Raw genomic sequence first — 26,221 nt, forward strand, 5'->3', positions numbered from 1 at the left:
GGACGCCTACGTCCCCGGCCTCTGCCCCCACACGTACACCCGGTCGCCCTTCTTCAGTACGCCCCACAGTGTGCGGGCGTCGCCGAGGCGCAGGTTGACGCAGCCCATGGAGCCGACCGTGGTGAAGATGCTGCCGTAGACGGCGTGGAAGGCCTGCCCGCCGTCGAAGAACTGGGAGTACGGCATGGGCTGGTTGTAGAGCGTCGACACATGGTTCTTGTGCCGCCAGTAGATGGTGTGCCACCCGGCCCGGGTCCGGTACCCGGCCCGCCCACTGCGCATGGGCACCGGCCCGTACACGACCTTCTCCCCCTTCTGCACCCACGTCAGCTGCCGAGTGAGATCGACACAGGCGACCCGATGGACCCTGACAGGACACTTCTTCGCGGCGTTCGGATTCTTCCTCGCGGAAATGAGCTGCATCCGCGCCCAGGTCACCGGCCCGGCGAACCCGATGGCGGGCTTGATCTTCTGCTGCACCTGAAACGCCCGGATCGCCTTGCAGTCCCCCGCCGACTGCTTCCCGTCCACCGTCCGCTTCAGCCACCGCTCCACCTGCCGCTGATACGGCCCGGTCAGCCTGCTGCACGTCACCCCCTCGACCGCGTCGGCCAACGGCACGTACTCGACCAGCTCATACGTCCCCGGCGCCGCCCCGCGCGGCTCCACCGCGTCCTCCTCGGCACTGGGTTCGTACACCCGCGGCGGCAACGCCTGATCGGGCGTGTCCACCTGCCACGGCTGATACGGCCCCGGCGGAACCCCGGGCACCAACTCCGCCTCGGCCCCCGGAGCCGGCGGCACCGGTTCGGCGGAGGCGGCCCCCACGGGAAGGGCGGTGGCGGCGACGAGAAGTACGGCGAAAGGCACGATACGTCTGCTGATCATGCGATCAGAGAATCGCGGGGCCCCGGCCCCAGAAGACTGCCGCGCGGCGGGTTCACCCTTATTGCCGAGCTGACCCTCCCAGCCGTCCGGCGTTCCAGGACGGGCCCCATCGGGCCAACCCCCTCAGCCCCTCCGGCGTTCCAGGACGAGACCCATCGCGCCAACCTCTCAGCCCCTCCGGCATTTCAGCACGAGACCCATCGCGCCAACCCCTCAGCCCCTCCGGCATTTCAGCACGAGACCCATCGCGCCAACCCCTCAGCCCGTCCGGCGTTTGAGGACGAGGCCCTTCGGGCCGAAGCGGGGGTCTGGGGGCGCAGCCCCCAGGGACGGGACGGGAAGGGGCGGCGGGGGCGAAAAACCCCCAGGGCACCCCCCCCCCCCCCCCCCCGGGACGGGACGGGAAGGGGCGGCGGGGGCGACAAACCCCAAGGGCACCCCACCCCCGACCACCCCACCACCAACCGCCACCGCCCGCCATCAACTACCCCCGACCACCCCCCCCCCCCCCCCCCCGCCCCCCCCCCCCCCCCCCCCCCCCCCGGGACGGGACGGGAAGGGGCGGCGGGGGCGAAAAACCCCAAGGGCACCCCACCCCCGACCACCCCACCACCAACCGCCACCGCCCGCCATCAACTACCCCCGACCACCCCACCACCCCACCACCCCGTCACTCCCGCACCACATCCCGCCAGGCCCGAGGCACCGCGGCAGCCACATCATGCGCCCCCACCGGCGCCCCATCCGCCGCCAACCTCCCCGCCAGCCCATGCAGATACGCCCCCGCACTCCCCGCATCCAGCGCCGACAACCCCGCCGCCAGCAAAGACCCCGCCAGCCCGGACAGCACGTCCCCGCTCCCCGCCGTGGCCAGCCACGACGTCCCCGTCGGATTCACCCGCACCGCCCCGCCACCCCCCGCGCCCGCGCCCGCGCCCGCCACCACCGTCGTCGACCCCTTCAGCAGCACGGTCGCCCCGTACCGCCCGGCCAACTCCCGCGCAGAAGACAGCCGAGCCCGCTCGACCTCCTCCCGCGTCACTCCGAGCAGCGCGGCGGCCTCCCCGGCATGGGGGGTCATCAGCGTCGGCGCGTCACGCCCCCGCACCGCGTCCACATCCGCCAGCCGCAGCCCGTCCGCGTCGATCAGCACGGGCACATCCGCCGCCAGCACCTCCGCCACGGTCGCCGCGTCGTCCCCCGCCCCGGGCCCGACGACCCACGCCTGCACGCGCCCCGCCTTCCGAGGCCCTCGATCCGACACCAACGTCTCGGGGAAGCGCGCGATGACGGCATCCGCCGCGGGCCCGACGTATCGCACGGCCCCGGCGCCACCCCGCAGCGCCCCCGAGACGGCGAGCACGGCGGCACCCGGATACCGCGCGGACCCGGCGGCGATCCCGACCACCCCCCGCCGGTACTTGTCGCTCTCGGCCCCGGGTACCGGCAACAACCGCGCCACATCCGCGTGCTGCAACGCCTCCACCGCGGCCTCGCCGGGCAGCGACAGCCCGATGTCGACGAGCCGCACCGACCCGGCGTACTCCCGCCCCGGATCGACCAGCAGCCCCGGCTTGTGCGTCCCGAAGGTGACCGTCAGGTCGGCCCGGATCGCGTTGCCGTTGACCTCGCCGGTGTCGGGGTCGACACCGCTCGGCAGGTCGACGGCGACGACCGCGGCCCCGGACCGCTCGACCAGCGCGGCGAGAGACGCCGCGTCCGGCCGCAACGGCCCCTTGGCACCGATGCCGACGATCCCGTCGACCACGAGGTCGGCCCGTTGGATCAGGTCGGCGGCGGCGCGCAGGAAGGCCGGGCCGCCGTCCGCCTGGCTGCTCGCCGCCACCCTGCCACCGTCCGCCTCCCTGCGCGCCGCCACCCTGCCACCGGCCCGCCGCAACGCGGCAAGCCCACCGGCGTGGGTCCGTTCGGGCGCGAGCAGCACCGCCGTGACCCCGGCTCCCCGCCGCGCCAGCCGGGCCCCGGCGTACAGGGCGTCGCCGCCGTTGTCGCCGCTGCCGACGAGCAGGACGACCCGGCTGCCGTACACCCGCCCCAGCAAGTCCGCGCAGGTGGCGGCGAGTCCGGCCGCCGCCCGCTGCATCAAGGCCCCGTCCGGGAGCCGTGCCATCAGCTCCCGCTCGGCCGTCCTGACCGTCTCCACGCTGTACGCAGTACGCATGCCGTCGAGTCTCCCCCGTACGGCACGAACCTCGTCACAGCCATTGACCCTTTGCCACCCCTTTGCCAAACTCACCGCCCCCCACCGGATGAATCGATTCAGTCGAATCGATTCGACGAGAGTTCCACGAGAGGACGCCTCCCCATGGGACGCAGAGCCGCACTCATCGCCGCCGCCGGTACAGCCGCCCTCCTGACGGCCGTCGGCACCCTCACCGCCCCGGCCTCCGCCGCCCCCTCGCCGGCCGTGGCGGCCGCCTGCGGCGAGGGCTCCTACCAGGCCGAGGCCGTTCTCAACGGCAGCACCTGGACCGCCCGGCGCGGCGGTTCGACCGTCTACACCGGCACCGACCTGCGCGCGGCGGTCCAGGCGGCGGTCAACAGCCTCACCGCCGGCCGCACCGCCAAGGAACGGGTGGTGGTCCGCGGCTCGGGCTCGATGTCCGCGGGCTCGCGCATCTCGCTCCCCAGCTACACGACCCTGGACGTCTGCGGCACGATCAACGTCACCGGCACCGGCTCCGGCGACCAGGCCCCGGTCTACTCCCGCGGCACCCGCGACATCGAGGTCCAGCACCTCAACCTCACCGGCAGCCCGCTCTACGGCATCTTCCTGCGCAACGTCCAGAACGTGGTCCTCGGCCGGCTCGACATGCGCCTGTCCGCGGGCCTCGGCGTGCGCATCGACAACCGTGGCGACACCAGCCAGTGGACGCGCAACGTCCGCATCGACAGCGCGTACGTCTCCGGCGCCTCCAGCCACGCGGTCGAGACGTACGGCGTCGACGGCCTCACCATCGGCACGGTGACGGCACGGAACGTGGGCGAGTCGGGGCTGCTGCTCAACCAGACCGTCAACGCCACCGTGACCAAGGTGGACGCGGAGAACGCCGGCACCGGCACCGGCTACGCGGCCTTCCGCATGGCCAACCGCAACGGCCGGGTCGGCAGCGGCTACCCGACCAACATCCGCGTCGGCGAGGTCATCGCGCGCGGCGGCGGACGCGGTGTCTTCTGCGTGTCGGAGAGCGGCGGCGCGGTCATCGACAAGGTGACCCTCTCCAACACCGGCAACAACGCGGTCCTGATCGAGAACTGCTACAACGTGAACCTCGCCGCCCAGGGCGGCACCGTCACCGGCGGCGGCGAGATACGCCTCGCGGCCCGCTCGGAGTTCCCGGGCAACGCGGACATCACCGTCCAGAACCTGACGGTGACCAACTCCTCGATCCGGGAGAACCCCTGCGGCACGAACACCACGTTCCGCAACAACACCCTGGTGAACAGCAGCCAGTCGATCTGCTGACGGCCCTTCCTCGCCTCGGACGCGTCCTCATACCGCGGGGCACCACGCCTCGGTGGTCGTCACCCCTCCGCCACGACGACCGCCGAGGCCACCCCCGCGTCATGACTCAGCGACACGTGCCACGACGTCACGCCGAGTTCCGCCGCCCGCGCCGCCACGGTCCCCGTCACCCGCAGCCGAGGCTGTCCGCTGTCCTCGACGTAGACCTCGGCGTCGGTCCAGTGCAGCCCGGCCGGGGCGCCCAGTGCCTTGGCGAGGGCCTCCTTGGCCGCGAACCGCGCCGCGAGCGAGGCGACGCCCCGGCGCTCGCCGCTCGGCAGCAGCAACTCGCTGTCCAGGAAAAGACGCTGTGCCATCTGAGGCGTACGCTCCAGCGACGCCGCGAACCGGTCGATCTCCGCCACGTCGATCCCGACACCGATGATGCTCATGCCGAGCACCCTACGACCGGCGCCTCCCCCGGCATGTGTGTCACAGCCGACTGCCAGGGGTGAGGCGGACCGAGGGGCGAAGCGCTGGGGCGGGCCCCGTGTTCGCAACTCCCCCTCCCGGAACAGCCGTTCCGCTCATACGCTGGAACCGGCACACGGACACACGACGTCCAATGAGACAGATGCTCGAGTCGGCGACGTCTGGGAGTAACGGGGGGCGAGGGGCAGCGTGCTCAAACCGGGGGAGATTCCGCAGTTCACAGGTGATCTGCCGAAGTTGGAGGGCGACTACGCGGATCTGAAGACGGACGCGGGCAACGTCCGCAAGACGGGCGAGGACGTCCACTCCAAGTTCCAGGGCCTGTCGGCGTACTACACCGCGCCCGAGGCGGAGCAGCTGTTCGCGACGACGAAGCCGGTCAAGGACCGCGCGGACGCCTTCGCCGACGACCTCGAAAGCGTGTCGGGTGCGCTGTCGTCGTACGCCACCGAGATCCGGCCGCTCGTCGCCAAGCTGGAGGAGCTGAAGACCTCGGCGCAGACCTTCGTCGACTCCGTCAAGGACGACGACGAGTGGGAGTACGACGAGGACAAGGTCGACAAGCACAACCAGATCCGGGACGAGATCACCGCGACGGTGGCGGCGTTCTGGGCGGCCGAGCGGACCTGCCACAACAAGATCACCGCCCTGTGGGGCGGGACGCAGATGGTGGCCGGCGACGGTTCGGAGCGCAAGGACCAGTACGGCTTCGCGGCCGACGACATGAAGAACGCGAAGCTTCCCTGGGGCGACCCGGTGGACGAGAAGCACCACTGGTACGAGGTCGGCCACTGGGTGAAGTCCTTCGTGTGGGACGGCCTGATCGTGGACGGCATCTGGGGCACCATCAAGGGCCTCGGCACGCTGGTCGGCTTCGGCGGCTGGGACGCCATGGGCCAGGCGTGGAAGGGCCTCGCCCAGCTGGCGACCGGTCTGGCGATCTCCTCCATCCCCGGCGTGGGCGCGATGTTCTGGACGCTGCCGGACGACAAGCTGCCGTCCTGGATCCGTGATTCGCGCACCGCGATGAAGCAGACGGGCAAGGCGTTGGTGGCGTGGGACGAGTGGGGCAAGAACCCCGGCCGTGCCGCCGGTGCGGTCACGTTCAACGTCCTGACGACCGTCTTCACGGGTGGTGCGGGCGCCGGTGTCGCGGGTGCCGGCAAGGCCGGTGCGGTGGCCAAGGTGCTGTCGGCCGCGGGCAAGGCGGGCAAGATCATCGACCCGATGACCTACATCGCCAAGGGAGCGGGCGCGGGCCTGTCGAAGATCGGCGACATCAGCAAGGCGTTGAAGGGTGTCGGCAACATCGACATCCCCGCCCTTCCGGAGAACGCGATCACCCTGCCGGAGGGCGCGCTGAAGCTCCCGGACGGGACGGTGCGGTTGCCGGAGGGCGCGGCGATCCCCGCGGGCGCGACGGAGCTGCCGGGCGGGAACGTCAAGCTGCCCGACGACGCCCCGGTACTGCCGGCGGGCTCGACGAGGCTGCCCACCGAGGACGGTGCCCCGGCGCGCTACTACGACCCGGACGGCAACCTCCTCGACGAGAACGGCAAGGTCCTTCAGCAGGCCCAGGACGGCCCCGGCGACGTCGTGGACCAGCCCGGCAGCCCGGACTCCCCGGCCGCCGGCGCCGACAACCCCCGCACGCCCACCCCGGTCAGGGAACCCGCCATGGCGGGCGCCCCCGCCCATGCCGCCGACAACGCGGCCCAGAACATCAACCTGGGCAACATCGACAACGTCGGCGACGTCGGCCGCGTCGGCGACGACCTGAACGCTCCCGGCAGCCGTGTCGAGGGCCCGGGCGGAGTCGCCGACAACACGCCCGGCGGAGTCGCGGGCAACACGCCGGGCGGAGTCGCCGCCAACACCCCGGCCGGTGTGGCGGGCAACCTGCCGACCAACAGCGTGGACAACGCGATGCCCGGCACCCAGGCGGGCAACAACGTCCCCGGCGGCGGACCGGGTGATCACGTCCCGGCCAACAGTGTGGACAACGCCGCCGCCGGCACCGCGGACACCGGGCTGCGCCCCGGCGGCCCCGGCGGTCCGATCTCCCCCAGCGCCCTGGACGACCTGGCCGCCCGGTTCGGCGACGACGCGCTTCCCGGGATCGGCGACGACCTGGGCGACGTGGGCAGGACCGGCGACGACGCTGGCCCGCCCGCGAACACCGCGGACGAGGGTGCGGGTGCCGCCGACGAGTCGCAGCCGGCGCGGACGCCCGAGGAACAGCAGAAGATCATCGACGATCAGATCCACAAGGCCAACACCGACCCGGACTGGTTCAAGGACCACTACCGCACGGACGGCCACCGGCACAGCGTCGACGGCGTCGACCCGAACGGCGACCCCCTGCCGGTCCTGGCCAAGGACACGAACGGCGACTGGATCGCCCGCGACTCGATGCCCTCCAAGCAGCCGCCGCCGCGCATGACCCCCGAGCCGATCAGCCCCAACTCCCTCGACAAGCCCCAGACCGACTATCTCGACGGTGTGGCGAAGGACCGCCAGGTCGCCTCGGACCTCACCGCGGCGGAGAAGGCGGCCAAGGCGCACCCCGGCGACCAGGCACTTCAGGACGCTCTCGCCCAGGCCCAGAAGGACTACGACGCACGGCTCGCCGGTACGCCCAACAACAGCGCCATCCCCGAGCGCCTCGGCGAGGACGCGGCCCGTGTCCACGTCGTCCCGGAGCGGTACGCGGACTACTCGCCGGTGACGCTGCCGAAGACGCCCAACGGCGCCAACATGTTCGACCAGTTGTACAAGCGGGAGGACGGCAGCTACCTGATCGTCGAGGCGAAGGCGCCGAAGAGCGACCTGATCTGGCGTCAGGGTGCCGGGCCCGCGAAGGGCTGGATGGTCCGGCAGGGCACCTCGGAGTACGTCCACACGATCATCGCCGAGATGCTGAGCCGCAAGGCCGCGGACGTCCGCATCGCGGGCGACCTTCTGCGGGCCTGGGAGAATGGCAAGCTGGACTACGTCCTGGTGAAGGCCAACGAGAACACCGGCAGCTACGCCGGGGCCACCCTGGAGCAGTTCCCGATCAACTACAAGATCGACTAGAGGAGAGCGTCAGTGGCCACGACCGTTCCCCGCCACGAGTACCCCACGGACGACGTGCCGGAGACTCTCGACGCCCTCGGCGAGACGGCGAACTGGATCCTCGACAAGTTCGCCGACTCGCCGGTCCTGCGACCCCAGGCGCTGAGCACGGCGCTCTCCCTGGCGCAGCAGCACTGCGCGATCGACCCGCAGGCGGTGAAGTTCGAGACCTGGGAGGCCTGGGTCACCGCCATGCAGACCGGATCCGCGCTGTTCGCCGCGGCGACCGCCCCCGAGGGCACCACCGTCACCTGCCGGATCAAGGAGCGGGAGCGCACACTGCCCGCCACCGGTCCCGAGTCGCACCTGAACGCGGGTACCTGGGTCACCGCCTTCTACCTGGCGATGATCTGCCGCGACAACGACCGCCTGCGCGCCCTGGCCGAGGTGCCCGTCTCGTTGCTGCGGGACTCCGGCGCCGTGTTCGACGAGTACATCTACTCCTGGGTGGAGACGCTGCAGAGTTTCTGGCTCGGCCGCCAGGACGTGGGCGACAAGCTCGTCGCGGCCGTCGACGGCACCGCCCCGGCGGCGCTCCAGTACGCGGACGCGGACCTGATGTCGAAGGTCCTGTATCCGCCGCTCATCCTGCTGTACCGCGTCATCCGCAAGGACTCCGCGGAGTTCGGCAAGGCGCTGGGTGACGCGCTGCGCTGGCACAAGGAGTACTGGACCGCCGACGAGGACCGGGCGACCAGCGCCGACAGCCTCGTCGCCCTCGGCCCGCTGGCCATGGCCTGCCTGGCCCGGGACCAGGGCCTCTCCGTGGAGGTCGATTCCGAGTACCTGCCGAAGGCGCTGCTGGACTACGCCTGGCGCGGCGAGATCGAGTACTGAGCGGACTACAGGCGCTCACGCCGAGGCAAGTTCACACCACACGAACTTGCCTCGGTTGCCGTGTCTGGCCAGCGGATGCCACCCCCACAGGTCGGCACACGCCCGCACCAACGCCAGCCCCCGCCCCTCCTCCAGCTCGGTGTCCCGGTCCACTGCCCTCGGCGGCTCGGGCGGCTCCGGGTCGGCGTCCCACGCCCCGATCCGCAGGACGCCCGCCGACCAGCACACCCTGAGGGCGGCGGGCCCCTTCGTATGCCGTACGGCATTGGAGACCAACTCCGCGGCGAGGAGTTCGGCGACGTCGACGAGGCCGATCAGTCCGTGCATGGTGAGGATCAGGCGGAGGGTGCGGCGACTGACGGTGACCGCGCGCAGGTCGTTGGGGATGTAGAGGCAGTACTCCCAGGGTTGGGCTTCGGTTTCGGGCATGGGTGAACTCCGTTCGGGTGGTGGGGGGTTGAGCCTGCCGGGCGGTGGCAGTGCCGCAGCCGTCATGGCAGGACGGGGCGGTGCGCTTCCGGTACCCCGGCGTTTCCGCAGCGTGTGCGTCGCATCACCGACGGTAGGCCATAAATTTCAGTCCATGCAAGCAGATCGCGTAGCCTGGCCCCCGAACGAGTCGTCTCATCAAGGCCGTTGAATGAAAGAAGGACGCCGTGCCAGCACGACGGCACCCCACGGCACGCCAGGTACGCCTGGGCGCCGAGCTGCGCAAACTCCGTGAAGCGGCGGGACTCAAGGCAACCGAGGCAGCGAGCCTCCTCGGTGTGAGTTCCGTCCAGATGAGCCAGATCGAGTCCGCGATCTCAGGCGTCAGCGAGCAGCGACTGCGTCGACTTGCCGCCAACTATGCCTGTTCAGACACCGAGTTGATCGATTCCCTGGTGGCCATGGCGACCGACCGGACTCGCGGCTGGTGGGAGCAGTACCGGGGATACCTGCCCACACCCTTCCTGGATCTCTCCGAGCTGGAGCACCACGCCAGCTACCGGTGGGACGTGGACTTCCTGCACATTCCGGGCCTGTTGCAGACCGAGGACTACTCCCGCGCGCTCTTCTCCTACGTGAACCCGGAGTTCCCGGAGGAAGAGGTGGAACGTTGGGTCCAACACCGGATGACGCGAAGGGTCATCATTGAGCGCCCCGACCCGATTCCGTACGAGGCCGTGATCCACGAAGCGGCGCTGCGCATCAGAGTCGGCGATCGTGCCGCCGTACGGGCCCAACTCGCCCGGGTAATGGACCTTTCCGAGGCCGGCCACATCACCGTGCGCGTGATCCCATTCGACCTGGACGACTTCCCCGGAGCGGGAAGCGCCATGGTGTATGCGGGCGGCCCGGTCCCCCACTTGGACACCGTCGTACGTGACGGCCCGCACGGCACGGCGTTCATCGATGCCCAAGCCCAACTCAGCCGCTTTCGAACGCTCTTCCGTAGGCTGGAAGCGGTGTCACTCGAACCCGACCGTTCGCGTGACTTCATCCACAGGCTGGCGAAGGAGCTGTGAGCGCATGATCACCTACACCTGGCGGAAGTCGTCCTACTCCGGCGGCGGCGAGGGCAACGCCTGCGTAGAGATCGCCGCCCGCCCCACCCACATAGCCGTCCGCGACTCAAAGGCCCCGGCCCGCGCGACCCTCACCTTCCCGGCCGGAGCCTTCGTCCCCTTCCTCGACGCGCTGAAGTCGGCTCACTCCACCGTCACCGACTTCGCCAGGTTCCGGGGCTGATCCACCTCGTTGCCCCGAGCGGTCGCCAGCTCACAGGCGAAGACCTGCAAGGGCACGGTCGCGACCAGCGGTTGAAGCAAGGTCGGCGTGGCCGGAATCCGGATCAGGTGGTCGGCGTACGGCACCACCGCCTCGTCGCCCTCCTCGGCGATGACGATCGTGCGTGCCCCGCGTGCCCGGATCTCCTGGATGTTGGACACGATCTTGTCGTGGAGGACCGACCGCCCGCGAGGCGAGGGCACGACGACGACCACCGGCATGTCGTCCTCGATCAGGGCGATCGGCCCGTGCTTCAACTCGCCCGCGGCGAAGCCCTCGGCGTGCATGTAGGCGAGCTCCTTGAGCTTCAGGGCGCCCTCGAGGGCCACCGGATATCCCACATGCCGCCCAAGGAAGAGCACCGTGTCCTTGGAGGCGAGCGACCGCGCGAGTGCCCGCACCGGCTCCATGGTCTCCAGCACCCGCTCGACCTGGCCGGAGATCTGCGACAGGTCGCGCACCACGGCGCTGATCTCGTCTCCCCACTTGGTGCCGCGCACCTGGCCCAGATAGACGGCGACGAGGTAGCACGCCACGAGCTGCGTGAGGAATGCCTTGGTGGAGGCGACGGCGACCTCCGGCCCGGCGTGGGTGTACAGCACCGCGTCCGACTCGCGGGGAATGGTCGAGCCGTTGGTGTTGCAGATGGCCAGCACCTTGGAGCCCTGTTCGCGGGCGTGCCGTAGGGCCATCAGCGTGTCCATGGTCTCGCCGGACTGGGAGATGGCGATGACCAGGGACTGTGCGTCGAGGATCGGATCCCGGTACCGGAACTCGCTCGCCAGCTCGACCTCGCACGGAATCCGCGTCCAGTGCTCGATGGCGTACTTGGCGATCATCCCGGCGTGGAAGGCCGTACCGCAGGCGACGATGACGACCTTGTCCACCTCGCGCAGCTCGGAGGCGCCGATCCGGACCTCGTCCAGCCTCAGTGAGCCGGACGCGTCGATGCGGCCCAGCAAGGTGTCGGCGACGGCCTTGGGCTGCTCGGCGATCTCCTTGAGCATGAAGTAGTCGTAGCCGCCCTTTTCCGCGGCGGAGGCGTCCCAGTCGACGTGATACGAGCGCACTTCTGCCGGCCGCCCGTCGAAGCCGGTGACCGTCACCCCGTCCCGCCGCAGCTCCACCACCTGGTCCTGACCCAGCTCGATCGCGGAGCGCGTGTGGGCGATGAAGGCGGCGACGTCCGAGGCGAGAAAGGCCTCGCCGTCTCCGACGCCCACCACGAGCGGCGAGTTCCGCCGTGCCCCCACGACCACGTCCGGCTGGTCCGCGTGCACCGCCACCAGCGTGAACGCACCCTCCAGCCGTCGGCACACCAGGCGCATCGACTCGGCCAGGTCGGCGCAGGAGGAGAACTCCTCGGCGAGCAGATGGGCGACCACCTCGGTGTCGGTCTCGGAGGCCAGGTCGTGCCCCCGCTCCGCCAGCTCGGCCCGCAGCGCGGCGAAGTTCTCGATGATCCCGTTGTGCACCACGGCGACCCGCCCCGCGTTGTCGAGGTGCGGATGGGCGTTGGCGTCCGTCGGCCCGCCGTGCGTGGCCCACCGCGTGTGCCCGATGCCCGTCGTACCGGTCGGCAGTGGCTGGTCGACCAGCGCCTTCTCCAGGTTGACCAGTTTCCCGGCCTGTTTCGCCACGGCCGGCCCGTCGTCCGCGAGCACGGCGACACCCGCCGAGTCGTACCCCCGGTACTCCAGCCGCTTCAGTCCGGCCATCACGACATCGAGCGCCGACTGCGCCCCCACGTAACCCACGATTCCGCACATGGCCCGCAGCCTACGCACGAATCGCCGCCCGAAACTGCTCCAGCCTGCCCGATTTCGGAAATTCCCACGCCCGTACGAGCCCCGGTCCCGGCTGACAGGCTCATGCGTGACGCACCCCACCCACCACCCCGTTCAAACTCCGTTAACAATGGACTGTGATCTCTCCGGTCTCCCCGATGCCCCGGAGCGCCCACCGGCACAGGCCGGAGGCGACTCCCTACGTCGACCTCACCCGAGCGGAATGGAGTGTGCTGCGCGAGAAGACGCCGCTGCCGCTCACGGCCGAGGAGGTCGAGAAGCTGCGCGGCCTCGGCGATGTCATCGACCTCGACGAGGTGCGGGACATCTACCTCCCGCTCTCCCGCCTCCTGAACCTCTACGTCGGCGCCACCGACGGCCTGCGCGGCGCCCTGAACACCTTCCTCGGCGAACAGGGCTCCCAGTCCGGCACCCCCTTCGTCATAGGGGTGGCGGGGTCGGTCGCGGTCGGCAAGTCGACCGTCGCCCGTCTGCTCCAGGCCCTGCTCTCCCGCTGGCCCGAGCACCCGCGCGTCGAGCTGGTCACCACCGACGGCTTCCTGCTGCCCACCAAGGAGCTCCAGGCCCGCGGCCTCCTGTCGCGGAAAGGTTTCCCCGAGTCGTACGACCGCCGCGCCCTGACCCGCTTCGTCGCGGACATCAAGGCCGGCAAGGACGAGGTGACGGCCCCGGTGTACTCCCACCTCATCTACGACATCGTCCCGGACCAGCGGCTCACGGTCCGCCGCCCCGACATCCTGATCGTCGAGGGCCTCAACGTCCTGCAGCCCGCCCTGCCCGGCAAGGACGGCCGCACCCGCGTCGGCCTCGCCGACTACTTCGACTTCAGCGTGTACGTCGACGCCCGCGCCGAGGACATCGAGCGCTGGTACCTCAACCGCTTCAAGAAGCTGCGCGCGACCGCCTTCCAGAACCCGTCCTCGTACTTCCGCAAGTACACCCAGGTGTCCGAGGAGGAGGCCCTCGACTACGCCCGCACGACCTGGCGGACGATCAACCGGCCCAACCTGATCGAGAACGTGGCCCCCACCCGCGGCCGCGCCGCCCTCATCATCCGCAAGGGCCCCGATCACAAGGTCCAGCGCCTGAGCCTGCGCAAACTGTGACCGTTAGTCTGCCGCCATGCTGCATCTGCGTCTCATCGCCCCGTCCGACAAGACCGACGACGTGGTCCGCCTGATCGAGGAGACGGTCGGCACCGCCCATCTCGTCGTCATGCCGGGCACCGCCCGCAACCCGGCCGGAGACGTGGTGATGTGCGACGTCGCCCGCGAAGCCGGCGACGAACTCCTCACCGGACTACAGGAGTTGGGCCTCGGCCACTCCGGCTCCATCGCCGTCGAGAACATCGACCTGTCCCTGTCCGAGCGTGCCGACAAGGCCGAGGCGGACGCCCCCGGCGAGGGTGCGGACGCGGTCCTGTGGGAGCACCTGACGGACGCCACCCACGAGGAGTCGACGCTCTCCGTCACCTACCTCGCGTTCATCACGCTCGCCACGATGATCGCGGCCTGCGGTGTGGTCCTGGACAACGCGATCCTGATCGTCGGCGCGATGGCGGTCGGCCCGGAGTTCGGGCCGTTGGCGGGCATCTGCACCGCGATAGTGCAGCGCGCACCGCGGCTCGCCGTGCGTTCCCTGATCGCGCTGCTGGTGGGCTTCGCCGCGGCGATGGCGGTGACCGTGGGCTTCAGCCTCTTCATGGACGCCGTCGGCCTGTTCAGCAAGGCCCAGTTGGAGGCCGACCGGCCCAACACCGGTTTCATCTACGCCCCGGACTGGTTCTCGTTCGTCGTGGCCGTCCTCGCCGGAGCCGCCGGCACCCTCTCCCTGACGTCCGCCAAGTCCGGCGCCCTGGTCGGAGTCGCCATCTCCGTGACAACGGTCCCAGCAGCCGCCAACGCGGCTGTGGCCCTCATCTACAGCGACACCAACCAGGCCTGGCGCTCCTCGGAACAACTCCTGCTGAACCTCTTCGGCATCATCCTCGCCGGCACCCTCACCCTACTGACCCAGAAATGCCTCTGGACCGCCCAACGGTCCCGGCAACGCCGCTAGGGGCGCGGGCAACTGCGCGACAAGCCACCCCCCAGCAGCCCGGGACCCCACAACACAAGCCGCCCCTTAGGGGCGCGGGGAACTGCGCAACAAGCCACCCCCGAGCGGCACGGGACCCACAACACAAACCACCCCTAGGGGCGCGGGGAACTGCGCGACAAGCCACCCCCGAGCGGCACGGGACCCACAACACAAACCACCCCTAGGGGCGCGGGGAACTGCGCGACAAGCCACGACGAACCCGCGGCCCGCACCCCACAGAACCCCCACCCCCAACCCGGAACAGCAACACCAACACCCTTACCCCAGCGCCGACTTCACCGCATCCGCAAGCCGCCCCGCCACAGACCGAGCCTGATCGATATCAGCGGCCTCAACCATCACCCGAACCAACGGCTCGGTCCCCGACGGCCGCAACAACACCCGCCCGGTCTCACCGAGCTCCCGCTCCGCATCGGCAACCGCCGTCGCGAGCTCCGAGGACGTACCCACCCGGGACCGGTCGACATCCGGCACATTGATCAGCACCTGCGGCAACCGCTCCATCACGCCCGCCAGCTCCCTGAGCGACCGCCCGCTCTCCGCGACCCGAGCGGCCAGCAGCAACCCGGTCAGCGTGCCGTCCCCGGTGGTCGCGTGGTCAAGGATGATCACGTGCCCGGACTGCTCGCCGCCCAGCGTGTACCCGTGCTCCTTCATCTCCTCCAGCACGTAGCGGTCCCCCACCCCCGTCTGGATGACCGTGAGCCCCTCCCGCTCCATCGCCAGCTTGAACCCGAGGTTCGACATGACCGTCGCGACAACGGTGCCGGAGCGCAGTGCGGAACGCTCCCGCATCGCAAGCGCGAGTACGGCCATGATCTGGTCGCCGTCCACCTCCTCACCGGTGTGGTCGACGGCGAGGCAGCGGTCCGCGTCACCGTCGTGCGCGATGCCGAACGCGGCCCCGTGCTCGACGACCGCGGCCTTGAGGAGTCCGAGGTGGGTGGAGCCGCAGCCCTCGTTGATGTTGAGCCCGTTCGGCTCGGCGCCGATGGTGATGATCTCGGCACCGGCCCGTGTGAACGCGTCGGGCGAGACCTTTGCGGCAGCGCCGTGCGCCTCGTCGAGGACGATCTTCAGCCCGTCGAGCCGGTTCGGAAGGACACCGACGAGGTGGGAGACGTACCGCTCGGCCCCTTCCTCGTACGTCCGCACGCGACCCACGCCCGAGCCGGTCGGCCGGTCCCAGGGGGCGCCGGTGCGGTGCTCCTCGTAGACGGCCTCGATGCGTTCCTCCAGCTCGTCGTCGAGCTTGTGCCCGCCGCGCGCGAGGAACTTGATGCCGTTGTCGGGCATGGCGTTGTGGCTGGCGGAGAGCATGACGCCGAGGTCGGCGCCGAGGTCCGCCGTGAGATACGCGACCGCCGGGGTCGGCAGCACGCCCACCTTCAGCACGTCGACGCCTGCGCTGGCGAGGCCCGCGACCACGGCGGCCTCCAGGAACTCCCCGGACGCCCGCGGGTCCCGTCCGACCACCGCGGTCGGCCGGTGCCCCTCGAAGGTGCCCGCCTCGGCCAGTACGTGCGCCGCGGCGACGGAGAGGCCGAGGGCCAGCTCGGCCGTCAGATCCGCGTTGGCGACACCGCGCACGCCGTCCGTGCCGAAGAGTCGTCCCACTTGTCCTCCTGAGAAGCTTCAGATCCGGAAATCATCCGATCGCACAAGCCTTTGAGCGCCTTGTGCCGTTATACGCCCAGGGCTGTGATAAACGAACGCCCCGGTGGCACTGTGGCGTGCCGCCGGGGCGTTCGGACGTACTGCGTACTGCTGTTAGTACTGCGAGTACGAGCAGGCAGCGAAGCTTAACGCTTGCTGTACTGCGGGGCCTTGCGAGCCTTCTTGAGACCGGCCTTCTTGCGCTCGACCGCACGGTCGTCGCGCTTGAGGAAGCCGGCCTTCTTGAGGGCGCCGCGGTTGTTGTCCACGTCGGCCTCGTTCAGCGCACGGGCGACACCGAGACGGAGGGCACCGGCCTGACCGGAGACACCGCCACCCGCGATGCGGGCGATGACGTCGTAGCGGCCTTCGAGCTCGAGCACCTTGAAGGGCTCGTTGACTTCCTGCTGGTGCACCTTGTTCGGGAAGTAGTCCTCGAGGGTGCGACCGTTGATCTTCCACTTGCCGGAGCCCGGGACGATCCGGACGCGGGCGATGGCGTTCTTGCGACGGCCCAGGCCGGCGGCCGGCTGCGGGTCGCCGAAGCGGGACGCCATGGACTCGGAGGTGTACTCGCCCTCGACGGGGACGTCCGACTCCGTGGTGTAGCTCTCGATGTCGACAAGCTCGGTCTCTTCGACCGGCTGCTCAACGGTGGTCTCGGCCACGATTCTCCTCAGATTCTGTTCAGTCTTAGGGGGTGGCCGGACTTACTGCGCGACCTGGGTGATCTCGAACGGCACCGGCTGCTGGGCAGCGTGCGGGTGCTGGTCGCCCCTGTAGACCTTCAGCTTCGACAGCATCTGGCGGCCCAGGGTGTTCTTGGGGAGCATGCCCTTGACGGCCTTCTCGATGGCCTTCTCGGGGTTCTTGTCGAGCAGCTCGTCGTAACGGACGGAGCGCAGACCACCCGGGTAGCCGGAGTGGCGGTAGGCCATCTTCTGGGTCCGCTTGTTACCGGACAGGTGCACCTTGTCGGCGTTGATGATGACGACGAAGTCACCGGTGTCGACGTGGGGCGCGTAGATCGGCTTGTGCTTGCCCCGCAGAAGCGTGGCGGCGGTGGTGGCGAGACGACCCAGGACGATGTCCTGAGCGTCGATGACGTGCCACTGGCGCGTCACATCGCCGGGCTTGGGGCTGTACGTACGCACGGTTCGTAGCCTTCGCTTCGAGTGAATGGTCCTAAACAAGGTCACCGAAACGATCACGACAGCCTCAGCCCACTGCGGCGACGCATACCGCGTACGTGGGGTCGCTGGTCATCGGCCCGGTGGACCGGTGTAAGGGCCCGTCCCGTGAGAATGAGCAAGCCAATACACAACGAAGAAGCAGGATACCTTCGCTGGCCCGTACGGGTCAAAACGAGGCGACTGCTGCCGTCCGGCCCGATTCTACCCGCCCGCCGCACCGCCGCGGCCTCGCGGGATACGCCCGCGTGAACACCGGCACACACACAGTGAAGCCGGCCCACGGAATCCTTCGTACCAACCACCCGGAGATGTCGCTTTTGCGTGCGCTCCCCGAGCGAACGCCGGTGCCTTGGGAGCCTCTTGGGGCGGACCGGCACACCGCCCTCCCGTCTAAGATGCGCCCCATGAGCTATGGGCAGCAGGGGGGACCCCAGTCCCAGTGGGATCCCTGGACACCGCAATCCCAGCAGCCGTGGAACGGCGGCAACACCGACGAGACTCCGGACTGGGCCGCGCTCGCCGAGGCGTCCGAGACGCGCGCCAAGCGGCGCCGGCTGCTGTTCATCGGCGGCGGCGCACTGGCCACGCTGGCGATCGGCACCGCCGTGGCGATGGCCGTGGTGTCGGCGAACGGCGACCCCGAGGGATCGGGCAAGCCGGCCTCCCTCCCCAGCAGCGCCGACATCCCGAGCGGGACCGGCACCGCGGACCCGTCGTTCGAGCCGACCAGCGCCCCGCCGCCGCTGGACCCGAAGGAGTTCGTCTCCGACAAGAGCAAGGACACGGCCCCGATCAGCCCGGTCATCCTCTTCCCGGGCACGCAGCTGACCATGGGCTCGACCGTCTACAAGAAGGGCCCGACGGCCGACACCAAGAGCTGCGCCGCGGCCGCCAAGGGCACGCTCCCCAAGGTCCTCACCGACAACGGCTGCACCCGCCTGATGCGCGTCACCTACACCAAGGACAACATGGCGGTGACCGTCGGCGTGGCCGTCTTCGACAGCGAGGCCGCGGCGGTCAAGGCCAAGAAGAGCGCCGACAAGAAGAGCATCGTCGCGTCGCTGGCCGGGGACGGCGTCAAGGCGTTCTGCAACTCCGCCGTCTGCCGCTCGACCACCAACTCCTACGGCCGCTACGCCTACTTCACGATCGCCGGCTTCACCAACGGCAAGGACGTGACCGAGAAGGACACCGCCGTCTTCACGACCGGCGACGACCTCGGCGAGTTCACATTCCGCCAGATCCGCCGCCGTGGCGAGGCCCAGGCGTCGGCCGCGGTCAACGGATGACGGCCGCCCGGGGTCAGCAGCAGCCGGCCCCGGGCAGTGACCGCCTGTTGCGGGCCTCCTTGTTGCGCGCGGCCAGCAGCCCGTCGGCCGGGTAGCCGACCTCTTCGAGGGTCAGCCCGTGCGGTCGTACGACGTGCACCGCCGAGTCCCGTACGCCGGCCGCCAGCACCTTCCCGGGCCAGTCGGCCTGCCGGTGCCCGTCGCCCACGAACAGCAGCGCCCCGATGAGCGAGCGCACCATGTTGTGGCAGAAGGCGTCGGCCCGGACCGTGGCGGTGACGACACCGTCGTCGCCGCGCACGAGGCTCAGCTCCTGGAGCGTACGAATGGTGGTCGCGCCCTCGCGCCGCTTGCAGTAGGCGGCGAAGTCGTGCTCGCCCAGGAGCCGCTCGGCCGCCTCGTTCATGGCGTCGACGTCGAGCGGCCAGTCGTGCCACAGGACGTGGCTGCGCAGCAGCGGGTCGACACCGCCGGGGTTGTCGGTGACCCGGTACGCGTACCGCCGCCAGATCGCCGAGAAACGGGCGTTGAAGCCCGCGGGGGCCTCGGCGAGGGACCAGACCCGTACGTCCTTGGAGAGCCGCCCTGCGAGCCGCTTGAGCAGCTTCTCCCGGTGCTCCGCCCAGAGCTCCTCCGGCAGATCGACGTGCGCCACCTGCCCGCGCGCGTGCACACCGGCGTCGGTCCGCCCGGCGACGGTCAGCTCGTACGTCGCGTCCTTCGACCGCGTCACGGTCCGCAGGGCGTCCTCGATCTCGCCCTGCACGGTCCGCCGTCCCCCGGCCTGCTTGGCCCACCCGGAGAACGCGGTCCCGTCGTAGGACAGGTCCATCCGCACCCGCACGAACCCGGCCTCAACTTCGTCACTCACCCAGAAATCCTCTCACCCACACGAAAGCGGGCCCGCCCCTCGAAAGGAACGGACCCGCAACGCCCCGAAGGGGCGCCGGTAACTGCGCGATCAGCCACGACGAAGCCGCAACCGCAACCGCACACACCCCGGCGGAACGCTTACGCGTCCTTCGGCTCCTCGGCCTCGCCGGCCTCGTCGGCCTTGGTCGTGTCGACCTTGGTCTCCTCGGCGGCCGGAGCCTCGGCGTCCTTGGCGGAACGCTTGGTGGCGGCCTCGGCCTCACCGGTCGCCTGCTGCGCGACCGTCAGCGCCTCGACCAGCTCGATGACAGCCATGGGCGCGTTGTCGCCACGGCGGTTACCGATCTTGGTGATGCGGGTGTAGCCACCCGGGCGGTTCTCGTAGCGCGGGCCGATCTCGGTGAAGAGCGTGTGCACGATGCTCTTGTCCGTGATCACCTGGAGCACCTGACGGCGGTTGTGAAGGTCGCCCTTCTTCGCCTTGGTGACCAGACGCTCGGCGTACGGACGCAGCTTGCGCGCCTTCGCCTCGGTGGTGGTGATACGACCGTGCTCGAACAGCGACTTCGCGAGGTTCGCGATGAGCAGCTTCTCGTGCGCGGCGCTGCCGCCCAGACGGGCACCCTTGGTGGGCTTCGGCATGGTGTTTCTCCTAGGTGTCTGCCCCGGCCGTATCAGGTACCGGGGTCAGTATCCGAGCGGGCGGTCGCCCGTCGAAGATCCGGGAGCCTTTTCAGACTCCCGGAAGGTCCGCGCCCCAAGGGGCGCGGGGAACTGCGCGACCAGCCACGAGGGACCGGCAGCCGAATCAGTACTGCTCGGTCTCCACGAAACCGGCGTCAGCATCGTCATCGGCACCGAAGGCGTCCGCGGCGGCGGTCGGGTCGAATCCGGGCGGGCTGTCCTTCAGGGCCAGGCCCATCCCGGCGAGCTTCGCCTTGACCTCGTCGATCGACTTCGCACCGAAGTTGCGGATGTCGAGCAGGTCGGCCTCGGAACGCGCCACGAGCTCACCCACGGAGTGGATGCCCTCGCGCTTGAGGCAGTTGTACGACCGAACGGTGAGCTCCAGCTCCTCGATCGGCAGGGCGAGATCGGCGGCCAGGGCGGCGTCCGTGGGGGACGGGCCCATGTCGATGCCCTCGGCGTCGATGTTGAGCTCACGGGCCAGACCGAACAGCTCGACCAGGGTCTTGCCGGCCGACGCCATGGCGTCACGCGGACGCATGGCCTGCTTGGTCTCGACGTCGACGATCAGCTTGTCGAAGTCGGTGCGCTGCTCGACACGGGTCGCCTCGACCTTGTACGTGACCTTCAGGACGGGGCTGTAGATGGAGTCGACCGGGATACGGCCGATCTCCTGGCCCACCTGCTTGTTCTGCACGGCGGAGACGTAACCGCGGCCGCGCTCGACCGTCAGCTCCATCTCCAGCTTGCCCTTGCCGTTGAGCGTGGCGAGGACGAGGTCGGGGTTGTGCACCTCGACACCGGCCGGGGGCGCGATGTCGGCGGCGGTGACCAGACCCGGGCCCTGCTTGCGCAGGTACATCACGACCGGCTCGTCGTGCTCCGAGGAGACGACCAGCTGCTTGATGTTGAGGATCAGGTCGGTGACGTCCTCCTTGACGCCCGGCACGGTGGTGAACTCGTGCAGAACGCCGTCGATGCGGATGGACGTGACCGCCGCACCCGGGATCGAGGAGAGGAGCGTACGGCGCAGGGAGTTGCCGAGCGTGTAGCCGAAGCCCGGCTCCAGCGGCTCGATCACGAACCGGGAGCGGAACTCGTCGACGACCTCTTCGGTCAACGAGGGACGCTGAGCAATCAGCATGGTGGGAATCCTTCAGTCAGGGGCGCCCGCTATTTGACGCCCTGCTCACCGGGCGGAGCCCGATGTTGTTACTTCTGCAAGGGTACGGGCGGCACGCCTCCGAAGAGCCGTACCGCCCGCAACCTCAAGACGACCGAGCCTCAGACGCGGCGGCGCTTGGGCGGACGGCAGCCGTTGTGCGGGGTGGGGGTGACGTCCTGGATGGAGCCGACCTCAAGACCGGTGGCCTGGAGGGAGCGGATCGCGGTCTCGCGACCGGAGCCCGGGCCCTTCACGAAGACGTCGACCTTGCGCATGCCGTGCTCCTGCGCGCGGCGGGCGGCCGACTCGGCGGCCATCTGCGCGGCGAAGGGGGTGGACTTGCGCGAGCCCTTGAAGCCGACGTGGCCGGCGGAGGCCCAGGAGATCACGTTGCCCGAGGGGTCCGTGATCGAGACGATCGTGTTGTTGAACGTGCTCTTGATGTGCGCGTGGCCGTGAGCGACGTTCTTCTTTTCCTTGCGGCGCACCTTCTTGGCAGCGCCCTGACGACCCTTGGGGGGCATCTATAACTCCTACGGGAGGTGGTCGGTCCTACAGCGAAGACCGCTTGTTCAAGCGTCCGCTGAGGACTACTTCTTGCCCGGCTTCTTCTTACCGGCGATGGCGCGACGCGGGCCCTTGCGGGTGCGGGCGTTCGTGCTGGTGCGCTGACCGCGGACAGGCAGACCGCGACGGTGACGCAGACCCTGGTAGCAACCGATCTCGACCTTGCGGCGGATGTCGGCCTGGATCTCGCGACGGAGGTCACCCTCGGTCTTGATGTTGTTGTCGACGTACTCGCGGATCGCGACCAGCTGCTCCTCGGAGAGGTCGCGAACCCGGGTGTTCGGGTCGATGCCGGTCTCGGCCAGCGTGAGCTGGGAAAGGGTCCGGCCGATGCCGAACACGTAGGTCAGGGCGACCTCCACACGCTTTTCGCGCGGGATGTCAACACCGGAAACGCGTGCCATTCAATGGCTCCAGTTGATCTTCGGAGGTCTTCCACAGAACCGACTCCCAGCCGCCGGCCTCTTCGCGCTGTTCCACAGAAGCAGCCAAAGATTAGGTACGGCGTGGGTCCCCGGCCTCCGAACCGGGGGTGTCAGGCGATCACTCGCGATGCCTGGGTCCTGCGTATGAACATGTTCAGCTCGCGTCGCGCGAAGTTCTGCGAAGAGCAGAGGGTGGATCGTGCGTCAGCCCTGGCGCTGCTTGTGGCGCGGGTTCTCGCAGATGACCATGACCCGACCGTGACGGCGGATCACCCTGCACTTGTCGCAGATCTTCTTGACGCTCGGCTTGACCTTCATGGGGTGAGGTTCTCCGGGTCAGTGCCACCACCCCGCCGGAAAGCGGGGCAAAGGCAAGATCTACTTGTACCGGTAGACGATCCGGCCACGCGTCAGGTCGTACGGAGACAACTCCACCACGACCCGGTCGTCAGGGAGGATACGGATGTAGTGCATACGCATCTTGCCGCTGATGTGCGCCAGGACCTGGTGGCCGTTCTGGAGCTCGACCTTGAACATGGCGTTCGGAAGAGACTCGACGACAGTGCCCTCGATCTCGATGGCACCTTGCTTCTTGGCCACGCTTCGCCCTTCGAATCGACTACCTTGATCGACTCTCTTTGCGTCCCTTACAGGCGCATGCGGACATGCGGGTGCACGAGAGCCGACGAGTCAGTCTACGACAGCGCTCCCGGAAAGACGAATCGAGAGAGTCTGCCCCGAGCCGGAGATCTCTAAGCGCGTAGGCCTGTGACCCGGTCCGGCGCCCGGCGCCCTGACGGGGCGCGGGGCCGTCTCTATGTGCGGCTCCGCCGCGTGGGCGCGACCGGCCTTCACGTGTCCGCGGCCGCCGTCCGGACAGGACTCGGCACGCCGGAACGTGCTCAGGCAAGCGGATCCGGCGCCGCCGTGATCCCGAGCTCCGCGAGCTTCGCCTTGCCGCCGTCCGGAGCCGTCAGGACCAGCGGGCCCTCCTCCGTCAGCGCGACCGAGTGCTCCCAGTGCGACGACCACGTGCCGTCGGTGGTGATGACCGTCCAGTCGTCCTGGAGGACCTCGGTCTTCGGGGTGCCGAGAGAGACCATCGGCTCGATGGCGAGGCAGAAACCGGGGACCAGCTTGGGGCCCTTGCCGCGGCGCCGGTCGACGTAGTTCAGCAGGTGCGGGTCCATGTGCATCTCGGTGCCGATGCCGTGGCCGCCGTAGTCCTCGATGATGCCGTAACGGCCGCCGCCGGCCTTCGGCTGACGGCGGATGTACGTCTCGATGGCCCGGGAGACGTCCACGAGCCGGTTGCCCAGCTTCATGGCAGCGATACCGGCCCACATCGACTCCTCCGTCACCCGGGAGAGCTCGATGAGCTCCGGGGCGTGACCGGAGCCCACGAAGGCCGTGTAGGCCGCGTCGCCGTGCCAGCCGTCGATGATCGCGCCGCAGTCGATGGAGATGATGTCGCCGTCCTTGAGGACGACCTCGTCGGACGGGATGCCGTGGACGACGACCTCGTTCACCGAGGTGCAGATGGTCGCGGGGAAGCCGCCGTACCCGAGGAAGTTCGGCTTCGCGTCGTGCTCCGCCAGCACCTTGCGCGCGACCTGGTCCAGGTCCTTCGTGGTGGCCCCGGGCACCGCGGCCTCACGCGTCGCCGCGTGGATGGCGGCGACGACCAGCCCCGCCTCACGCATCTTGGCGATCTGCTCGGGGGTCTTGATCTGCACCATCTGGGCTGCCGCCTCCTGCCGCGGGTTTACGTCTATCCCCTGCACGATACGCGTCCACGCGAGCCGAAGCCGGGGTGAGGTCACCAGCCGGGGTGACGGCCACCCCGGACAGGCCTCCCGCGGCCGGCCTCCGGTCGGCCTGCCAGGGTCACCGCGGCTCCAGTCACACCCGCACCCTCAGCAACAAAAGCCGTTGACGAACCCAACCAGCCACTCTAGCCTCGCAGTTGCCACCTGGCGATGCCGGGTGCCAGCACTCAGCTCCATAGCTCCGGACCGGATACACGGTCCCCAAAAACGGGGGTAACAAGTGATCAAGAGAGCTCTGTCCCGCGTGGCCGCGGCCGCTGCCGTCGCCACTCTGATCGGCTTTGCCGCAGCCTCGCCCGCCATGGCCGACGACGAGGGGCCCCTCTGGCACGGCGACCGGGGCACGGTGAAGTTCGAGGACGATGGTGACGACATCACGGTCTGCGACAAGAGGGCTGACGGCTACGGCGTCACGGGGTACCTGGAGCGACTCAACGACTCTGGCACCGGCCTGGTTTGGGTCATCAAGGAAGAAGACGGCGGAGACGCCGGCTGCGACCGGTCCAACAATGGCTACGACATGATAGGCAACATCTCGCACGGTCTGGCCATCTGCTGGAACGGCGGCGGCTGCACCCGCTCGAACTGGTTCTTCGACGAGTAGGCCCGTTTGACACCGAGAGGTTTTGAGGTCTCTACGGAGACCTCGACAGTGTGACGGTGTGTGCGCACGGCGCATGGATGCCAGAAGCTCCGGCCGGTACAGACGATCAGTCAATTCGTCTGCACCGGCCGGAGCTCTTGGTGTGGCCGGTCCCAGGTGCACATCCACCTGGGACCGCGGAGACGGTCAGCGCTTGGTGAAGACCGGGGTCCAGCGGCCGACGTAGTTCTCATCGGCTTTACGGAAGCCCGAGAGCGGTGTCACCTTGTCGCCCTCCAGGCTGACCAGGACCAGCTGGTTGCGGAACTCACCCTTGCCGGGTTGGCACTGGCCGGGGTCACACCGCCAGGCGATGAGGTGGGTGTTGTCCGCCCACGCGAGAAGCTGCTGTCCGGGTACGACCGCGCTCCGCTTGCCGGTCTTCGCGTCCAGAACCGCGGAAACGATCTGGCCGTCCTCACCCCCCGCGAAGCCGCCGGTCGCAAGTTTTCCGTCCGGGGACGTGGACGCCGGCGGAAAGACCAGATCGGTCTTCTGCTGCGGAAGCGACTTCCGCCTGCCGTTCACGTCGTAGTAGTTCCTGCCCGGCTGGTCGAGCCTCTGCTCCCACAGCATCTCGCCGTCACGGCTCCAGCTGAAGTCCTGACGCCCGGTGCCGACCATGGCCGCAATACTGTCCTTCTTGGCCGGCCGCTCACTGAATTTCGCCTGGCCGGAGTCGACATCGATGACATAGAAGCCGGTACGGCTCTGCTTCGGCCCCGGCATCTCCTGAACTTCGCCACCCTCCGACGCGCCCTCCACATGCACCGGCGCGTCCTGGAAGAGGCCGTCCGGGTTGTGGCTGTACGTCGTCGCCACCAGGCGCTCGCCGTCCGGCGAGAACTGCACACCGCCAACGCCCTTGTCGACCTTGATCCAGCGCTGGACCTTGCCCGTCGACAGATTCATCAGGCCTATGCGGTTGACGGGCAGATCGCCCTCCAGCACCGCGGCGGTCTTCATCCCGGGAGCGACATCGAGCCAGGCCCAGTCGGTCTTCTCGTACCGCTTGGTCGCGGCGTTGTACAGACTCCACTCACGCGCGTTCACCGCATCCCCGTCCGGCTGCTGCACGAGCTTCGTCGTGTAGTACGCGGAGACGGCGACCTGCCCTGCGGCTATCAGCTCGCGCGGCGGGGACTGGTTCGGACGGGCCACCACGTCCGAGGCCTCGGACTGCCCTTCCGGGCCACCGCCCGTCAGGGCCAACGACACCCCGATGACTGCGGCGACCACGGCCACCGCGGCGACCGCCAGGCTGCGACTCCTGCGGCGGAGCAGCGACGGCTGCTCCCGCTCGGTGGAATCGTCGGACTGTGGCAACTGTTCGAGCTTGATGGCCATACCTCCTCGGCAGAGCACTTTCGGGGTCCCCAAGAAACAAGGCAGCGGCCCCCGCCGGGGGCCGCTGCC

Annotated in this window: 26 protein-coding genes; 9 read left to right on the plus strand and 17 right to left on the minus strand. The window is 69.4% G+C overall.

Annotation, left to right across the window (positions count from 1 at the left end; genetic code table 11):
- Positions 1-6: 6 nt before the first annotated feature.
- Complete coding sequence (locus ACWBNA_RS13970) at positions 7-888, minus strand: L,D-transpeptidase family protein (protein WP_482704666.1); 882 nt, start codon at positions 886-888, stop codon at positions 7-9.
- Positions 889-1,558: 670 nt separating this feature from the next.
- The gene (locus ACWBNA_RS13975; RefSeq protein WP_482704667.1) at positions 1,559-3,070 is read right to left on the minus strand and encodes an NAD(P)H-hydrate dehydratase; all 1,512 of its coding nucleotides are present in this window, start codon (positions 3,068-3,070) and stop codon (positions 1,559-1,561) included.
- 144 nt (positions 3,071-3,214) lie between these two features.
- On the opposite strand from ACWBNA_RS13975, the gene ACWBNA_RS13980 reads away from it, so the two are divergent.
- On the plus strand, positions 3,215-4,375 hold the full coding sequence (locus ACWBNA_RS13980) for a hypothetical protein (protein WP_482704668.1): 1,161 nt from the start codon (positions 3,215-3,217) through the stop codon (positions 4,373-4,375).
- Between the two features lie 59 nt (positions 4,376-4,434).
- Here the strand turns inward: ACWBNA_RS13980 and ACWBNA_RS13985 are convergent, their stop codons facing one another.
- Entirely contained in the window at positions 4,435-4,806 is a 372-nt protein-coding gene (locus ACWBNA_RS13985) for a holo-ACP synthase (RefSeq protein WP_482704669.1), read from the minus strand.
- A 229-nt stretch (positions 4,807-5,035) separates the two neighbouring features.
- Here ACWBNA_RS13985 and ACWBNA_RS13990 point away from each other — a divergent pair, with 229 nt between their 5' ends.
- Together ACWBNA_RS13990 and ACWBNA_RS13995 are read left to right on the plus strand one after the other, a co-directional pair.
- Positions 5,036-7,924 (plus strand): hypothetical protein, encoded by a 2,889-nt coding sequence (locus ACWBNA_RS13990; protein WP_482704670.1) that lies wholly within the window; start codon positions 5,036-5,038, stop codon positions 7,922-7,924.
- Between the two features lie 12 nt (positions 7,925-7,936).
- On the plus strand, positions 7,937-8,800 hold the full coding sequence (locus tag ACWBNA_RS13995) for an immunity 49 family protein (RefSeq protein ID WP_482704671.1): 864 nt from the start codon (positions 7,937-7,939) through the stop codon (positions 8,798-8,800).
- 15 nt (positions 8,801-8,815) lie between these two features.
- On the opposite strand, the gene ACWBNA_RS14000 is transcribed toward ACWBNA_RS13995, so the two are convergent.
- Positions 8,816-9,229, minus strand: coding sequence for an ATP-binding protein (locus ACWBNA_RS14000; RefSeq protein ID WP_482704672.1), 414 nt, complete (start codon positions 9,227-9,229; stop codon positions 8,816-8,818).
- A gap of 227 nt (positions 9,230-9,456) precedes the next feature.
- On the opposite strand from ACWBNA_RS14000, the gene ACWBNA_RS14005 reads away from it, so the two are divergent.
- Together ACWBNA_RS14005 and ACWBNA_RS14010 are read left to right on the plus strand one after the other, a co-directional pair.
- A complete protein-coding gene (locus tag ACWBNA_RS14005) occupies positions 9,457-10,308 on the plus strand; it encodes a helix-turn-helix domain-containing protein (protein WP_482704673.1) in 852 nt (283 codons plus the stop codon).
- Between the two features lie 4 nt (positions 10,309-10,312).
- Complete coding sequence (locus tag ACWBNA_RS14010; RefSeq protein ID WP_482704674.1) at positions 10,313-10,531, plus strand: DUF397 domain-containing protein; 219 nt, start codon at positions 10,313-10,315, stop codon at positions 10,529-10,531.
- On the opposite strand, the gene glmS is transcribed toward ACWBNA_RS14010, so the two are convergent.
- On the minus strand, positions 10,492-12,339 hold the full coding sequence (gene glmS / locus ACWBNA_RS14015; RefSeq protein WP_482704675.1) for a glutamine--fructose-6-phosphate transaminase (isomerizing): 1,848 nt from the start codon (positions 12,337-12,339) through the stop codon (positions 10,492-10,494). The two genes, ACWBNA_RS14010 and glmS, sit on opposite strands and share 40 nt — an antisense overlap.
- A gap of 176 nt (positions 12,340-12,515) precedes the next feature.
- Between glmS and coaA the strand changes: the two genes are divergently transcribed.
- On the plus strand, positions 12,516-13,484 hold the full coding sequence (gene coaA / locus ACWBNA_RS14020; RefSeq protein WP_482704676.1) for a type I pantothenate kinase: 969 nt from the start codon (positions 12,516-12,518) through the stop codon (positions 13,482-13,484).
- A 16-nt stretch (positions 13,485-13,500) separates the two neighbouring features.
- Complete coding sequence (locus ACWBNA_RS14025) at positions 13,501-14,436, plus strand: DUF389 domain-containing protein (protein WP_482704677.1); 936 nt, start codon at positions 13,501-13,503, stop codon at positions 14,434-14,436.
- 300 nt (positions 14,437-14,736) lie between these two features.
- Here the strand turns inward: ACWBNA_RS14025 and glmM are convergent, their stop codons facing one another.
- From glmM to rplM, 3 genes are all read right to left on the minus strand, one after another.
- Positions 14,737-16,095: a phosphoglucosamine mutase gene (glmM, locus tag ACWBNA_RS14030; protein WP_482704678.1), complete on the minus strand. Its 1,359-nt coding sequence runs from the start codon at positions 16,093-16,095 to the stop codon at positions 14,737-14,739.
- Positions 16,096-16,280: 185 nt separating this feature from the next.
- Positions 16,281-16,802, minus strand: coding sequence for a 30S ribosomal protein S9 (rpsI, locus tag ACWBNA_RS14035; protein ID WP_217235218.1), 522 nt, complete (start codon positions 16,800-16,802; stop codon positions 16,281-16,283).
- A 42-nt stretch (positions 16,803-16,844) separates the two neighbouring features.
- Complete coding sequence (gene rplM, locus ACWBNA_RS14040; RefSeq protein ID WP_217235219.1) at positions 16,845-17,288, minus strand: 50S ribosomal protein L13; 444 nt, start codon at positions 17,286-17,288, stop codon at positions 16,845-16,847.
- 443 nt (positions 17,289-17,731) lie between these two features.
- On the opposite strand from rplM, the gene ACWBNA_RS14045 reads away from it, so the two are divergent.
- Positions 17,732-18,616 carry a hypothetical protein gene (locus ACWBNA_RS14045; RefSeq protein ID WP_482704679.1) on the plus strand — a complete coding sequence of 295 codons (885 nt, stop codon included), beginning with the start codon at positions 17,732-17,734 and terminating at the stop codon, positions 18,614-18,616.
- Positions 18,617-18,629: 13 nt separating this feature from the next.
- Here the strand turns inward: ACWBNA_RS14045 and truA are convergent, their stop codons facing one another.
- The 8 genes from truA to map form a co-directional block, all read right to left on the minus strand.
- Entirely contained in the window at positions 18,630-19,487 is an 858-nt protein-coding gene (gene truA, locus ACWBNA_RS14050) for a tRNA pseudouridine(38-40) synthase TruA (protein ID WP_482704680.1), read from the minus strand.
- A 140-nt stretch (positions 19,488-19,627) separates the two neighbouring features.
- Entirely contained in the window at positions 19,628-20,131 is a 504-nt protein-coding gene (gene rplQ, locus ACWBNA_RS14055) for a 50S ribosomal protein L17 (protein ID WP_482704681.1), read from the minus strand.
- A gap of 166 nt (positions 20,132-20,297) precedes the next feature.
- On the minus strand, positions 20,298-21,320 hold the full coding sequence (locus ACWBNA_RS14060) for a DNA-directed RNA polymerase subunit alpha (RefSeq protein WP_003966937.1): 1,023 nt from the start codon (positions 21,318-21,320) through the stop codon (positions 20,298-20,300).
- A gap of 140 nt (positions 21,321-21,460) precedes the next feature.
- Complete coding sequence (rpsK, locus tag ACWBNA_RS14065) at positions 21,461-21,865, minus strand: 30S ribosomal protein S11 (protein ID WP_003956432.1); 405 nt, start codon at positions 21,863-21,865, stop codon at positions 21,461-21,463.
- Between the two features lie 66 nt (positions 21,866-21,931).
- A complete protein-coding gene (gene rpsM / locus ACWBNA_RS14070) occupies positions 21,932-22,312 on the minus strand; it encodes a 30S ribosomal protein S13 (RefSeq protein ID WP_037680379.1) in 381 nt (126 codons plus the stop codon).
- A gap of 225 nt (positions 22,313-22,537) precedes the next feature.
- Positions 22,538-22,651 carry a 50S ribosomal protein L36 gene (gene rpmJ, locus ACWBNA_RS14075; RefSeq protein ID WP_003998809.1) on the minus strand — a complete coding sequence of 38 codons (114 nt, stop codon included), beginning with the start codon at positions 22,649-22,651 and terminating at the stop codon, positions 22,538-22,540.
- Between the two features lie 60 nt (positions 22,652-22,711).
- Positions 22,712-22,933, minus strand: coding sequence for a translation initiation factor IF-1 (gene infA, locus ACWBNA_RS14080; protein WP_003948620.1), 222 nt, complete (start codon positions 22,931-22,933; stop codon positions 22,712-22,714).
- Between the two features lie 302 nt (positions 22,934-23,235).
- The gene (map, locus tag ACWBNA_RS14085; protein ID WP_482704682.1) at positions 23,236-24,072 is read right to left on the minus strand and encodes a type I methionyl aminopeptidase; all 837 of its coding nucleotides are present in this window, start codon (positions 24,070-24,072) and stop codon (positions 23,236-23,238) included.
- 334 nt (positions 24,073-24,406) lie between these two features.
- Between map and ACWBNA_RS14090 the strand changes: the two genes are divergently transcribed.
- On the plus strand, positions 24,407-24,766 hold the full coding sequence (locus ACWBNA_RS14090; protein ID WP_482704683.1) for a hypothetical protein: 360 nt from the start codon (positions 24,407-24,409) through the stop codon (positions 24,764-24,766).
- Between the two features lie 186 nt (positions 24,767-24,952).
- Here ACWBNA_RS14090 and ACWBNA_RS14095 read toward each other — a convergent pair whose 3' ends face one another.
- Complete coding sequence (locus ACWBNA_RS14095; RefSeq protein ID WP_482704684.1) at positions 24,953-26,152, minus strand: TolB-like translocation protein; 1,200 nt, start codon at positions 26,150-26,152, stop codon at positions 24,953-24,955.
- Positions 26,153-26,221 lie beyond the last annotated feature (69 nt).

This window comes from Streptomyces sp. Q2 (assembly GCF_056820935.1).